Origin of the sequence: Pseudarthrobacter sp. PH31-O2, from assembly GCF_030063265.1 — a bacterium.
In the GTDB taxonomy this organism is placed as follows: domain Bacteria; phylum Actinomycetota; class Actinomycetes; order Actinomycetales; family Micrococcaceae; genus Arthrobacter.
Window position 1 is genome coordinate 205,748 of record NZ_JASIST010000001.1, and the last position, 13,293, is coordinate 219,040.

Below are 13,293 nucleotides of genomic sequence, written 5' to 3' on the forward strand. Positions count from 1 at the left end.
GAGCCGCAGCCGGGACCCGAACAGCGGTGCCGATGCCGTCCCGTCGCACTGCCGTCACATCCAGCGGCTAAGATGGATGTTATGAACAGCATGACCGATCCTCTCGAAAACGACCCGATGCGCGAGCTCTCCGGAACCGGGACGTCGACGGCCACGATCGAGCGCGAGGAACTGCGCCAGGACGTTGAGCCCGGGGACCGGGAACGATTTTCGCACTACGTGCGCAAGGAAAAAATCATGGAGTCCGCGCTGTCCGGCGACCCCGTGATCGCCTTGTGCGGCAAAGTGTGGACACCGGGCCGCGATCCGAAGAAGTTCCCCGTCTGCCCCGAATGCAAAGAGGTCTACGAAGGCCTCCGTCCCGGCGGCGACGGCGGCGGCAAGGGCGACGGCGGCAAGTAGTCCGGCCGGGCAGCGCGGGACCGCGGCAGCATGTACCGCGTCCGGGAGTCCGGCCGCGCGTCGGGGTCCTGTCCGTCCGGCGAATGCTGCCCGGTCCCCGCTGGCCGGTAAGTACTGACGGTTCATCCGAAAAGATTGGTGTTTTTGTGTTTTATTGGGTTTTTCCGGCAGCGGCAGCAGTGCGCGAAATGGCGGGTCCCAGGTGACAGAGACACTCTTTGGCGGACCAGTGCTGCCCCCCGCGTATCCTGAGCGGGCAGCCTGGGGAACCGCGCCGAAGCTCCGCGCCTGGCAGCAGGAAGCCCTCGACAGCTACTTCACCTCTCAACCCAGGGACTTCCTTGCGGTTGCTACGCCCGGCGCCGGCAAAACGACCTTCGCGCTGCGGGTGGCATCCATGCTGATCGAGGCCAATATCGTCAACCGAGTCACGATCGTTGCGCCCACGGACCACTTGAAGCGGCAGTGGGCGGACGCCGCCGCCAAGGTGGGCATCGCCATTGATCCGAACTTTAAGAACGCCGACGGCCAGCACGGCCGGGGCTTCATCGGCGTGGCCGTCACCTACGCCCAGGTGGCGAGCAAGCCGATGCTGCACCGCGCCAAGACCGAGGCCGCACGCACGCTGGTGATCCTGGACGAAATCCACCACGGCGGCGAGGCGTTGTCGTGGGGGGACGGGCTCCGCGAAGCCTTCGAGCCCGCGGCACGCCGGCTCTCCCTGACGGGTACGCCGTTCCGGTCAGACACCTCGCCGATCCCCTTTGTGGAATACGCCGAGGACCGCGACGGGATCCGCCGCTCCAAAGCCGACTACACCTACGGCTACGGCAAGGCGCTCCGGGACCACGTGGTCCGTCCCGTGATGTTTATGGCCTACTCCGGGCAGATGCGCTGGCGCACAAGCGGCGGCGAGGAAATGGCGGCTTCCCTCGGCGAATCGGCAGTCACCAAGGACGTTACCTCCCAGGCCTGGCGGACGGCACTGAACCCAACAGGTGAATGGATTCCGGCGGTGCTGGCCGGGGCGGACAAACGCCTCAGTGAGGTACGCCGCACCGTTCCCGACGCCGGCGGGCTGGTAATCGCGACCGACCACGACGACGCGCGCGCCTACGCCGGGCAGCTGAAGAGGATCACCGGCGAATCGCCCACGGTCATCCTCTCCGACGACACCAAGGCCTCCAGCAAGATCGAGGAGTTCACGGCGAGCGAGAAGCGCTGGATGGTGGCCGTGCGGATGGTCTCCGAAGGTGTGGACGTCCCGCGGCTCTCCGTCGGTGTCTATGCCACATCCACCGCCACCCCGCTCTTCTTCGCCCAGGCCGTTGGACGTTTTGTCCGCGCCCGGAAACGCGGCGAGACGGCGTCGGTCTTCCTGCCTTCCGTGCCGCAACTGATGGCACTGGCGAACTCCATGGAGGCGGAGCGGGACCACGCCCTGGACCGTCCGGAGAAGGAGGACGGCGACGGCCTCTTCAACCCGGAGGACTCGCTGATGGACGAGGCGAACCGCGAGGAGAAAGCCTCCGATTCGTTGACCAAGGGCAAGTTTGAGGCGCTGGATTCGCAGGCCTCGTTTGACCGCGTACTGTTCGACGGCGGCGAGTTCGGCACCGGCGGCGAGGTGGGCTCGGAGGACGAACTGGACTTCCTGGGGATTCCGGGCCTGCTCGACGCCGAGCAGGTCGGCACGCTGCTGCGCCAGCGCCAGCACGATCAGCTCAACCGCAAAAACTCACGGTCTGCGCAGGGTGCGGCGTCCGCAGCACCGGTGCCCGCCATGCCGGACCACCGCATGCTGATGGACCTGCGCACCGAGCTGGCCAAGAACGTCGCGGCCTGGTCCGCGCGCACGGGCACCCCGCACGGCGTCGTCCACACCAAGCTCCGGACGGTGTGCGGGGGCCCGGCCGTGGCGCAGGCAAACGAGGAGCAACTGCAGACCCGGTTGCGGAAACTCCAGGACTGGTTTGTCGGCCGGAAGTAGCCGCTGACGGCATAAAAAAGGACCGGGCGACCCGGTCCTTTTTTGGTGGCCCTGGGCGGCCGCAGTCCTGCCGCTACTGGCCGCCGCCGGCGCAGAGCCCGCCGAGCGTCTGACCCGCAGCCGTGTAGCCGGCCTGCATGTCCTGCAGTTTGGCGGAATCCGGGTTTTCCTTCGCTGTCTCGTCCAGGTATTCGACGATGGATTGCAGCGGAGCCTTGATCTCCCCGCCCGCGGTGGCCTCGATGGGCCGGAGCCGGTTGGCCAGGCGGATCATCCCTGCCTTGTCCTCGGCGGAGGTTGGTCCGGCGCCGACGGACTGGACCCGGGCGCAGGACTCCTGGGTGGTGTCTTGGGGTGCCGAGCAGCCGGCAGCGCCGAGCAGTGCACCGGCAGCGATCAGGACGGTCAGGGTCTTTTTCATGTTCTACTCCGGATTTTTTACGGGTCAGGCGATATTGGCAGGGATTTCGAGTCTACTTCGAGGGCATGGGATTTTCTGTCAGCGCTCCGGCCGGTGGGACGCAAGGGTTCAGGCGATGTCCACGCCGCCGAGTTCCATTTCCGCGAACGAGTCCTCAAGATCCTCGGCAATGCCCACGGTCAGGCCCCGCAGGACCGTCACTGAGTATCCGGCCTGGACGCCGTCAAGTGCAGTCGCCTTAACGCAATGGTCGGTGGCGATTCCGACGACAACAAGATCTTCGACGTCGTGGCTTTGCAGCCAGTCGTCCAGCCCGATCGCGTCCTCGCCGGGGGTGGAATCGCTGCCTGAAAAGGACCCGGCGCCGTCGGCACCACCGGCAGCGTCCCCCGAAAGGGGCATGGCTCCGGGCTTCCGGTCTCCGGTGGGCACGGCATCGTCCGGGGCCAGGAGTCCTTCGAACCCCGAGTAGGCGGCGGTGAACTGGCCCTTGCGGAAATAGGCCTGGATGTATTCCGGATCCAGGTCCGGATGCAGTTCGGCACCGCGGGTTCCGGCCACGCAGTGCCTCGGCCAGCTGTCAACGAAGTCCGGGTCATCGGAGAAGTGCTCACCCGGGTCCACATGCCAGTCCTGGGTTGCCAGGATGTGGTCAAACTGTCCGTGGTGGGCGTCAACGTATTCGCTGATGGCACCGGCGAGCTCCGCCCCGCCGGTAACGGCAAGGGAGCCTCCTTCGCAAAAATCGTTCTGGACGTCGACGATGATCAGGGCGCGGGACATCAGTTCTCCTCGTAAATGGTCGGGATGGCCGCTTCGCCGCGTTGCAGCCGGTTGACGACAGCGGGAAGCTCCTTCATGGTGTCCGCGTGGCGCTGGCGGGCACGGAGCACACCTTCCGGGCCGGTCCAGCCAGGCATAAGTTCGCCGTTTTTGATGAACTGTTGGAGCAGGGGCCGGTCATTGCCGTCGTCGTCCGGGCGGTGGCCGACCCCGATAATTTCCTGCGTGGCGGTGCCGCGCTCGTTGAGCTTGCGCAGGGCGTACTTGCGCCCGCCCTTGCTGGTTTTGTTTTTTGCCGCCTTCGCGACGGCGACGAAGCTGCCGGTGTCGTCCGTGCGGCTCACCAGCTTGTAAACCATGCTGGCTGTCGGGGCACCGGACCCGGTCACGAGTGAGGTACCGACCCCATAGGAGTCCACCGGGGCGGACTGCAGGGCAGCGATGGCGAACTCGTCCAGGTCGGAGGTGACTATGATGCGGGTCCGCTCATTGCCCAGATCGTCCAGGAACTGCCGCACCCATTGGGCCTGCGCCACGAGGTCGCCGGAGTCCAGACGCACCGCCCCGAGTTCGTCGCCGGCCAGTTCGACGGCGGTGCGAACGGCCGCCTCGACATCGTAGGTGTCCACCAGGAGCGCAGTGCCTTTGCCCATGGAGGCGATCTGCGCCTCAAAGGCCTCGCGTTCGGTGTCGTGCAGGAGGGTGAAGGAATGCGCGGCGGTGCCGACGGTCTTGAGCCCGTAGCGCAGGCCCGCGGCCAGGTTGGAGGTGCTGTCGAAGCCGGCGATAATCGCGGCGCGGGCGGCGGCAACCGCGGATTCCTCCTGGGTCCGGCGCGAGCCCATCTCCACGCAGGGCCGGCCGCCGGCCGCGGTGATCATCCGCGAGGCCGCCGAAGCGATCGCGCTGTCGTGGTTGAGGATCGAGAGGATGTAGGTCTCCAGGATGCAGGCTTCGGCGAACGTGGATTCCACAATCAGGATGGGGGAGTTGGGGAAGTAGGCGTCACCCTCCGCGTAGCCCCAGATATCACCCGAGAACGAAAATCCCGCCAGGTAGTCCAGCGTCTCCTCGTTGACCACCTTCGTCCGGCGCAGGAAGTCGATCTCGGCGCCGCCGAAGCGGAAGTCGGCGATGCCCTCCAACAGCCTGCCGGTGCCGCCCACGATGCCGTAGCGGCGTCCGTCCGGCAGCCGCCGGGCAAAGGCCTCGAACACTGACCTGCGGTGGGCGGCGCCGGAATGCAAAGCGGCCTGGAGCATGGTCAGTTCGTAATGGTCGGTGTACAGGGACGTGCGGGGACGGCCCCAGCCAGCTGATGAACTCACGAATTCACTCTAGTCCCCACCGGCTCCCGCGTCTCGCTTCGCTTTGCCGCGGGGCCCTCGCCGGCGTGGGCCCACCCACCGGCTCCCCATAGAATGGACAGATGACCCTTAGCGTTGCGCTTGGACCTGACACCCAGGAGAGCACCCACACCGGAACAGTGACGTCCACGGACGTCCTTACCGCCCCGGATATCCCGTGGAATCTGGTGATCTGGAATGATCCGGTGAACCTGATGAGCTACGTGAGCTATGTCTTCCGCAGCTACTTTGGCTATTCGGAGGCCAAAGCGAACAAACTGATGCTCGAAGTCCACAAAAAAGGACGCTCCATCGTGGCGCACGGCAGCAAGGAGCAGGTGGAGCAGCACGCCGTCGCGATGCACGGCTACGGTCTCTGGGCCACCGTGGAAAAGGCCACCGGCGGCTCCGGATCAGGCGGGGGATCAGGAAAGGGGAAGGGAAAACGTGGCTAAGGCATTTAAATTCGGCGTCAAAGGCGTCACCGGCTATCTGGAACCGGCCGAACGGGAGCTTCTGCGCAGCCTCTTCGACGACGTTGTGTCCATGCTGGAGCCGGGGGAACGTGCCGACCAGGACCCCCTTGCTGCCCTTGTCGGACTGGACACCGAGGCCCGCGAACCGTCCGACCGCGCCCTGCGCCGGCTGCTCCCGAACGTTTCGAAGGACGACGACGCCGCCTCGCTGGAGTTCCGCCGGTATACCGAACGGTCGCTGCGCGAAAGCAAAATCGGCGCGCTGAAGGCCGCGTCCCTGGGACTGGACAAGGAGGAACTGGTCCTGGCCCCCGCCGATGCACGGCACTGGTCCATGGCGCTCAACGATGTCCGTCTGGTGCTCGCCGAACGCCTGGACATCCGCGACGACGAGGACGCCGGGCACGTGCACCTGATGCAGGACTGGTCCCAGGCCGAGGACGTCGAAAGCTACCTGGCCCTGGTCTACAACTTCACCACCTGGCTGCAGGAGTCCCTGGTCCAGGCCATGCTGCAGTCGCTGGAGACGCGCCGCTGACCAGCGGCGCGGGGCATCGGCACGCGGCGCGTGCCGACGCCGCGTGTGACAAATTAGACATGAGTCGGACGACACAATGTGATGGCCGCGACCTTGGCTAAGCCCTATCCTCGAATAATCATGACTTCAGCATCGAGCATGGATCCGGCAGCGCCAGCTGTTGCGGACTCCCCAGCAGGCAACAGCACCGCCAGCCAGACCGCCAGCCGGATCGGTTCGCGCCCCATCGGGGTGTTCGATTCCGGCGTCGGCGGACTCACCGTGGCCCGGTCCATCATCGACCAACTGCCCAACGAATCCATTCTCTATGTCGGCGACACCGCCAACGGCCCCTACGGGCCGCTTCCCATCGCCGAGGTCCGGGCCAACGCCCTGGGGGTAATGGATGAGCTGGTCGATTCCGGTGTGAAGCTGCTGACCATCGCGTGCAACTCGGCGTCGGCTGCGGTGTTGCGCGATGCCCGCGAACGCTACACAGCCCGTTACGGGATCCCCGTCATAGAGGTCATCCAGCCGGCCGTGCGCCGTGCCGTGGCCGCCACCCGCAGCGGCCGCGTCGGAGTCATCGGTACTTCGGCAACCATCGGCTCCCGCGCGTATGAGGACACCTTCGCTGCCGCCCCGGACCTGCACATCACCTCCGTGGCCTGCCCGGCCTTTGTGTCCTACGTCGAAGCCGGAATCACCACCGGCCCGGAGCTGCTCGCCGTAGCCCGCGAGTATCTGGAACCGCTCAGGACCGCGGGCGTGGACACAGTTGTGCTGGGCTGCACGCACTACCCGCTGCTAACCGGCGTCATTTCCTACGTGATGGGGGAGGACGTCACCCTCGTCTCAAGTGCCGAGGAGACCGCCAAGGACGTCTACCGGGCCCTGGCCTCCCGCGGACTGGAACGGACCGACAGCACGGATCCGGTGCACAGCTTTATTGCGACCGGGGACGCCGCACAGTTCGAACACCTCGCCCGCCGCTTCCTCGGACCCGAAGTGCTCAGCGTCCGCCACGTGGACCACGTCGCTGCGCAATACCCCACAGGAAGCCTGGCCAGGATCACACCGGAGATGATTGCCGCGGCGCAGGCCGGCACGAACCGTCGCCGGATCTCCAATTTCGTTGGGGGGCCGGGGCTGTGAAGCTGACCATCGTGGGCTGTACCGGTTCCTTTCCGGGGCCGGGATCGCCGGCATCGTGCTACCTGTTGACCGCCAACGACGGCGAACGGAGCTGGAAGATCGTCTTGGACCTCGGCAGTGGCGCGCTCGGGGCCATCCAGCGGTACACCGACCTGGAGGACATTGACGGGATTTTCCTCACCCACCTGCACCCGGACCACTGTATGGACCTGTGCGGACTGCACGTCGCGGTGCGGTGGAAGCCAGGCGGCTGGGGACGCGGCAGGATTCCGGTGTGGGGGCCCGCCGCCACCGCCGACCGGATGGCCACCGCCTACGGCCTGGATCTTGACCCCGGAATGCATGAGGAATTCGATTTTAGCCACTGGGCCGAGCGCAAGCCGGTGACCATGGGGCCGTTCACCGTTACCCCGTACACCGTCAACCACCCGGTCGATGAAGGCTACGCCCTCCGCGTCGAGGTCACGGAACCGGACAAGGACGGCAACCCGGTTGCCCGTGTGCTCAGCTATTCCGGTGACACCGACGCCTGCAGCGGGCTCGAGGACGCGGCCCGGGATGCCGATCTGTTCCTGTGCGAGGCGGCGTTCGAGGAAGGGCGCGACGACGCCATTAAGGACGTGCACCTGACCGGCCGACGCGCCGGGGAGGCCGCTGTTGCCGCCGGTGCCCGGCGGCTGCTGCTGACCCATATCCCGGTCTGGACGTCCCCGACCACAGTGATGGCGGAAGCCAAGCAGGTCTTCGGACAGCACGTTGCCGTTGCTGTGGCGGGCGTGCACTACACCATCTGAGCGGGACCCGCCGTGGCGGGCGCCGGGTGTGCCCGGCAGGCCCCGTGCAGGTCGATAAGCTGGAACCATGACTTCCGAAGCCTTAACTGCCCCCGTTATCCGAGCCGATGGCCGAACCCCCGACCAGCTGCGACCGATCAGCATCACCCGCGGCTGGTCCAAACAGGCCGAGGGATCGGCCCTGATCGAGTTCGGCAACACCAGGGTGCTGTGCACTGCTTCCCTTACCCAGGGTGTTCCGCGCTGGCTCAAGGGAGAAGGCCGCGGCTGGGTCACCGCGGAGTACGCCATGCTGCCGCGCGCCACCAACACCCGCTCTGACCGCGAGTCCGTCAAGGGCAAGATCGGCGGACGCACCCACGAGATTTCCCGGCTGATCGGCCGCTCGCTGCGCTCCATCATCGACACCAAGGCGCTGGGGGAGATCACGATCGTGCTGGACTGTGACGTCCTGCAGGCCGACGGCGGGACCCGGACCGCGGCCATCACCGGCGCCTACGTGGCCCTGGCGGAGGCCATCCGCTTCGCCCGCGAGAACAAAATGATCCCCCGCACTGCCCAGCCGCTGATCGACACCATCGCAGCGGTATCCGTCGGGATCATTGACGGCGTTCCAATGCTGGATCTGCCTTACGTTGAGGACGTCCGAGCCGAGACCGACATGAACGTTGTGGTGACCGGATCCGGAAAGTTCGTTGAAGTCCAGGGCACCGCCGAAGGTGCCCCGTTCGACCGCGATGAGCTGAACAAACTGCTCGACCTCGCCCTGATGGGTACCGAGCAGCTTGCCGCTATCCAGCGTGACACCCTGGCGGAGGCCCCGTGACAGCGGCTCCGGAAGGACATCACGCCGCACCGTTGCTGGTTCTCGCAACACATAACCAGGGCAAGCTCCGGGAACTGCGTGACCTCCTGCGCGGGCAGGTGCCCGGGCTCGACGTCGACACCCAGGTGGTGGATGCGGGTGCCGTCGGTGCCCCTGACGTCGCCGAGACCGGCGTAACGTTTGCGGAAAATTCGCTGCTCAAGGCACGCGCGGTGGCGCAGGCGACCGGGCTGGTGGCAATCGCCGACGACTCCGGCCTCGCCGTCGACGTCCTCGGCGGTGCTCCCGGGATCTTCTCGGCCCGCTGGGCCGGCCGGCACGGCGACGACGCCGCGAACCTGAGGCTGCTGCTCAGCCAGCTTGCCGACGTTCCCGACGAACACCGCGGTGCCGCTTTTGTCTGTGCGGCGGCACTGGCCGTTCCCGGCCTGGCCCCCGGGGACGGCCGGGAAGTCGTGGAGTTCGGGCAGTTGGAGGGCACGCTGCTGCGTGAACCCCGCGGAACCGGCGGCTTCGGCTACGACCCGGTGCTCCGGCCGCATGGCCTGGACCGCAGCTGTGCGGAACTGAGTTCGCAGGAGAAGAACGCTATCAGCCACCGGGGGCACGCGTTCAGGGCACTGCTCCCGGCCATCGTGGAGGCGCTGGCCGGGCGGTAGTGCGGTCCGCGGAAACCGGCACTTAAATAGAGGACGGCGCCCCGCACCGCCGGGCGCCGTCCTCTGCGGCCGGGGTTTCCAGAACGGCGGCTTTCCGAACTGCCTGCCGAGCGGGAATTATGGGGTCTTGCGTTCCTCTTCGGGCTCGTGTTCTTCGATGAACTCCGCAACGACGCCGGTGCCGTATTTTTCGGCCTGGCGCCTGGCGGTGAGCCCGCGGATAACCTCAATGCCGATCGGGATCACGGAGACAAGGACAATCGCGATGAAGATGATGTCCAGGTTTTCCCGGACCCACGGGACGGTGTCGCCCAGCAGGTAACCCAGGAGCGTCACGCCGCCGCCCCACAGCACGGCGCCGATGACGTTGAAGACAAAGAACTGGCGCTTGTTCATCTGGGCCACCCCAACAATCACGGGGACGAAGGTCCTGATGATCGGCACAAATCGGGCCAGGATCAAGGCCTTGCCGCCGTGCTTCTCGAAAAAGGCATGTGCGCTTTCGACATTCTCGCGCTTAAAGAGCTTCGAGTTTTCCCGGTTGAAAATCGCCGGGCCCGCCTTGGAGCCAATCAGGTAACCGGCCTGGTTGCCGATGATCGCCGCAACGATGATCAGCGCAGCGAAGGCAACGATGTTGAACTTGATGGTCCCGGTGGCCACCAGGAGCCCGGCCGTGAAGAGCATCGAGTCTCCCGGCAGGAAGAAGCCGATCAGCAGGCCGGTTTCGGCGAAGATGATGCCACACACCAGCAGGACCACCCACGGCGCAAGGGCGGGGTCGGCCAGGAAGACCTGGGGGTTCAGCCAGTCGGGCAGGAAGGAGGCAAGCCGCGGCTGCACCGGGCCCGCGCCGCCGAACGTGGACACGGCAAAGTCACTCAAAGCTAAAGGGTTCACCAGTCAAGGATACTTGACCGCCGCCGTCGTGCGCCGACGGACGGTCGGCCAGCTGGCCCGGCCGCGGTCCGGCGGCGGCGCGGCCGTCGCAGCTGGGCCACCGGCTGGTTTTGCGGCGGTAAAGTTGGGAGCGTGGGTTTGGACTTTACGGCGATCGACTTTGAGACCGCGAACGGCTTCCGAGGTTCACCGTGCGCTGTTGGCCTGAGCAAGGTCCGCGGCGGTGTAGTGGTCGAGGAGGCCTCGTGGCTGATGCGGCCGCCGGAAAACCATGACCGCTTCGACCACCACAACGTGCGGATCCACGGCATCCGGCCTGAGCAGGTCGCAGGGTTGCCGCGTTTCGGTGAACTCTTCCCGGAAATCGGCGCGTTCATCGGCGGCGACGTCCTGGCCGCCCACAATGCCGCGTTTGACCTGGGCGTGATCCGCTCCGGCCTGGAGGTCTCCGGCTTGGCGGGGCCCGCCTATGATTACGTCTGCACCGTGATGCTTTCCCGCCGCTGCTATTCCCTGGTGTCCAATTCGCTGCCGTACGCGGCCGAGGAGGCCGGTGTTCCGCTGCTCAACCACCACGACGCCGCTGAGGACGCGCGGGCGTGCGCCGGGATCCTGATTGACATCGCCGCGCGCAACGGGGCCGGCAGTGTCGCGGAGCTGTACCTGTCCCTGGGCCTGGCGGTGTCCCGCCAGGAGGCTTTCGACCCGCTGTGCGATCCGCTCTCCAAGGCCAGCCAGTCAGCCCTCGATGCCCTCGCCGCGGGACCGGCAGCCCTGGCGCCCGCGCGGCCCTACCAGCCTGGCTGGCCGGAGGAAGGCGCCAATCCACCGCCGAACGCATCCGCCGCGGCCGGCCACCCGCTGTTCGGCCAGACCGTGGTCTTCACCGGCGAACTGGCCATTCCCCGGCCCGAGGCGAAGGTCCGTTCCGCCGAGCTGGGCGCCCGGCCCGAAAGCCGGGTCACTGCCCGCACCACCTTGCTGGTGGTCGGAGACGGTTTTGTCGCCGCCGACCTTCGCTCCGGCCGGCTGACCGGAAAGGCCAGGCGGGTGCTGGAGCTGCACGCACGCGGGCAACGGATCGAGGTCCTGTCCGAGGGCGAATTCCTGCAGATGGTGGGCGGGCACGTGGCCTCCGCCGCGAGTGCCTGAGACCCGCCGGGACAGGGCCCTGGCGGTCATACTGCGCAACAAACTTTTCGTCCGGAGCGGGTGCGCTCCTAGCCTTGGACGATGAGCAAACTAACCTCGGCACCGGCCGCGCCGCCGGCACCCGCCCGGGCGTCGCGCGGCTCCGTCGACTGGCGCACGGTTTTTGCGTTTCCGAACCCGGTGAATGAATACGCAGCCCGGGTCACTGCCGCACTGGTGGTGTTGCTTTCGCTGGTTACCCTGCTGACCGGCTTCGGCTGGGGTCTGGCCGTGATTGCCGCCGGGTTCTGGCTGCGTGTCCTTTTCGGTCCGCGGATTTCACCGCTCGCCCAACTTTCCGTCCGGGTCCTGACGCCCCGGCTGGGGAAAAGCCGATTGGTCCCCGGCCCGCCGAAGCGTTTCGCCCAGGGCATCGGTGCGGTCCTGTCCACGGCTGCGGCACTCCTGCTCGCCGCCGGACTTGCACCGGCGGCGTGGATCCTGCTGGCGCTCCTGATTATTGCGGCGTCCCTGGAAGCGTTTGCCGGTTACTGCCTGGGCTGCGCCGTTTTCGGCTTCCTGCAGCGCCGCGGCCTGATTCCCGAGGACGTGTGCGAGGCCTGCAACAACATTTCGCTCCGCCGGGCCTAACGCAGGTGGTCCGTGCGGACCGCAGCCGGGGCCCGGTCAGGGGCCGGTGACAGCGGCCAGCCTGGTCGCCATGCCGCGGATGACCTCCGGAGCCTCCAGTGCCTCAAGCCACTGCGCGGGAAGGCAATCCTCGCCGTAGAACGCCCCCAGGATATTGCCGGCAATCGATGCGGTGGAGTCGCTGTCCCCGCTGTGGTTAACCGCGACGGCGATTGCCGTGCGGAAGTGCTCCGCCGGGCTTCCGGCAGGCGACGTCGGATCCGGTTCGGTGGCGAGCACCGCGTACAGCGCAATGGCAAGTGCTTCCTCTGCCACCCGGCCCGCACCAAGAGTCCGGACCAGCTCCTCCGGCTCCAGCCGTGCACGGGCGGTGCCAAGCCGCAGTGCGGTGCCAAGCCGGGCCATAACGTCGGGATCAACCTGTTCGTCCTTGCGCAGCGGGCTGTTCGCAAAGAGTCCGAGGGCGTCTTCGGCTGCCTCGCGCAGGCTCCGGCCGGAGACCAGCGCATGGATAACAAGGCTGAAGATGCCGGCGCTCTGCCGCGCCGCGGGGTGCCCATGGGTCAGCGAGGCTGCGTCGGCGCTGAGCTTGTAGACGTCGCCGGCGGCAATGTAGGGGATCAAACCGAACGGGGCCGAGCGCATCACCGTGCCGCAACCCTTGGACTCCGGGTTGACGGGACGGAAATACGTTCCCATTTCTCCCGTCGCGAGTCCGCTCAGGCAGGCATCGTTGGGGGAGCGCCGCTGTTTGAGGACGGCGTGGGTATCGATCCATCGCGGCGGCTGGAACGGGGCGGCTTCCGGAACCGGCACTCCCTGGCTGGCGAGCCAGCGCAGGTAGGCGAGCCACAGGCAGGCGTTTGTGTCCGCGCCCACACCGGAGTTGGCCCACTCCAGCGCTTCCAGCAGCCCGTCCACGGTGTACAGCGTGAGTTGCGTGTCGTCGGAAAAGTGGCTGACCCCGTCGAGTGCCGCAAACCCGCGCAGCCCCTCCGCCCCGAATTTTCCGCGGATGGTGGAGATGTCGTCGGATTCGACGGCGTACCCGAGTGAATCACCCAGCGCGCCGCCCAGCAGGCAGCCGTGGATCCGGGATGCGTGCGACGGGGCGGGTTCTGGTGCTGGGGTCGTTGCGGGCTCGGTACTCATGAGCAAGAATTTTACCCGGTTGCGGGGCCGGGCCGCGGCGCTGCCATAGATTCGCCGCCACCAGAGCGGCTGCGCCCTTGCGGGGAGAAC

The 13,293-nt window shown here is 66.8% G+C and carries 15 protein-coding genes; 10 read left to right on the forward strand and 5 right to left on the reverse strand.

The window, feature by feature from the left end:
• Positions 1–90: 90 nt before the first annotated feature.
• Together QMG72_RS00885 and QMG72_RS00890 are read left to right on the forward strand one after the other, a co-directional pair.
• Positions 91–402, forward strand: coding sequence for a DUF3039 domain-containing protein (locus QMG72_RS00885; RefSeq protein ID WP_396021259.1), 312 nt, complete (start codon positions 91–93; stop codon positions 400–402).
• 202 nt (positions 403–604) lie between these two features.
• Positions 605–2,392, forward strand: coding sequence for a DEAD/DEAH box helicase (locus QMG72_RS00890; protein WP_226774475.1), 1,788 nt, complete (start codon positions 605–607; stop codon positions 2,390–2,392).
• 73 nt (positions 2,393–2,465) lie between these two features.
• On the opposite strand, the gene QMG72_RS00895 is transcribed toward QMG72_RS00890, so the two are convergent.
• From QMG72_RS00895 to QMG72_RS00905, 3 genes are all read right to left on the reverse strand, one after another.
• Positions 2,466–2,813, reverse strand: a complete 348-nt coding sequence (locus QMG72_RS00895; protein WP_226774476.1) for a hypothetical protein — start codon at positions 2,811–2,813, stop codon at positions 2,466–2,468.
• A gap of 108 nt (positions 2,814–2,921) precedes the next feature.
• Complete coding sequence (locus tag QMG72_RS00900; RefSeq protein WP_226774477.1) at positions 2,922–3,596, reverse strand: isochorismatase family protein; 675 nt, start codon at positions 3,594–3,596, stop codon at positions 2,922–2,924.
• Complete coding sequence (locus tag QMG72_RS00905; protein ID WP_226774478.1) at positions 3,596–4,924, reverse strand: nicotinate phosphoribosyltransferase; 1,329 nt, start codon at positions 4,922–4,924, stop codon at positions 3,596–3,598. Before QMG72_RS00905 ends, QMG72_RS00900 begins: the two co-directional genes overlap by 1 nt.
• A gap of 101 nt (positions 4,925–5,025) precedes the next feature.
• Here QMG72_RS00905 and clpS point away from each other — a divergent pair, with 101 nt between their 5' ends.
• The 6 genes from clpS to rdgB all read left to right on the forward strand — a co-directional run bounded on the left by clpS (position 5,026) and on the right by rdgB (position 9,369).
• Complete coding sequence (clpS, locus tag QMG72_RS00910; RefSeq protein ID WP_226774479.1) at positions 5,026–5,397, forward strand: ATP-dependent Clp protease adapter ClpS; 372 nt, start codon at positions 5,026–5,028, stop codon at positions 5,395–5,397.
• Positions 5,390–5,956, forward strand: coding sequence for a DUF2017 domain-containing protein (locus QMG72_RS00915; protein ID WP_226774480.1), 567 nt, complete (start codon positions 5,390–5,392; stop codon positions 5,954–5,956). Before clpS ends, QMG72_RS00915 begins: the two co-directional genes overlap by 8 nt.
• Before the next feature lie 120 nt (positions 5,957–6,076).
• Positions 6,077–7,090 (forward strand): glutamate racemase, encoded by a 1,014-nt coding sequence (gene murI / locus QMG72_RS00920; protein ID WP_396021258.1) that lies wholly within the window; start codon positions 6,077–6,079, stop codon positions 7,088–7,090.
• Positions 7,087–7,884 (forward strand): MBL fold metallo-hydrolase, encoded by a 798-nt coding sequence (locus QMG72_RS00925; protein ID WP_226774482.1) that lies wholly within the window; start codon positions 7,087–7,089, stop codon positions 7,882–7,884. Before murI ends, QMG72_RS00925 begins: the two co-directional genes overlap by 4 nt.
• 67 nt (positions 7,885–7,951) lie before the next feature.
• Positions 7,952–8,710: a ribonuclease PH gene (gene rph / locus QMG72_RS00930; protein WP_256446768.1), complete on the forward strand. Its 759-nt coding sequence runs from the start codon at positions 7,952–7,954 to the stop codon at positions 8,708–8,710.
• Positions 8,707–9,369 carry an RdgB/HAM1 family non-canonical purine NTP pyrophosphatase gene (rdgB, locus tag QMG72_RS00935; protein WP_226774483.1) on the forward strand — a complete coding sequence of 221 codons (663 nt, stop codon included), beginning with the start codon at positions 8,707–8,709 and terminating at the stop codon, positions 9,367–9,369. The genes rph and rdgB overlap by 4 nt, the downstream gene beginning before the upstream one ends.
• A 117-nt stretch (positions 9,370–9,486) precedes the next feature.
• Here rdgB and QMG72_RS00940 read toward each other — a convergent pair whose 3' ends face one another.
• Positions 9,487–10,254 (reverse strand): VTT domain-containing protein, encoded by a 768-nt coding sequence (locus QMG72_RS00940; protein ID WP_226774494.1) that lies wholly within the window; start codon positions 10,252–10,254, stop codon positions 9,487–9,489.
• A 147-nt stretch (positions 10,255–10,401) separates the two neighbouring features.
• Here QMG72_RS00940 and QMG72_RS00945 point away from each other — a divergent pair, with 147 nt between their 5' ends.
• Both QMG72_RS00945 and QMG72_RS00950 read left to right on the forward strand, forming a co-directional pair.
• Positions 10,402–11,421: a 3'-5' exonuclease gene (locus tag QMG72_RS00945; RefSeq protein ID WP_226774484.1), complete on the forward strand. Its 1,020-nt coding sequence runs from the start codon at positions 10,402–10,404 to the stop codon at positions 11,419–11,421.
• Positions 11,422–11,502: 81 nt separating this feature from the next.
• Positions 11,503–12,051 (forward strand): DUF4395 domain-containing protein, encoded by a 549-nt coding sequence (locus QMG72_RS00950; RefSeq protein ID WP_226774485.1) that lies wholly within the window; start codon positions 11,503–11,505, stop codon positions 12,049–12,051.
• Positions 12,052–12,087: 36 nt separating this feature from the next.
• Here QMG72_RS00950 and QMG72_RS00955 read toward each other — a convergent pair whose 3' ends face one another.
• Positions 12,088–13,203 (reverse strand): ADP-ribosylglycohydrolase family protein, encoded by a 1,116-nt coding sequence (locus QMG72_RS00955; RefSeq protein ID WP_226774486.1) that lies wholly within the window; start codon positions 13,201–13,203, stop codon positions 12,088–12,090.
• Between the last annotated feature and the right edge of the window lie 90 nt (positions 13,204–13,293).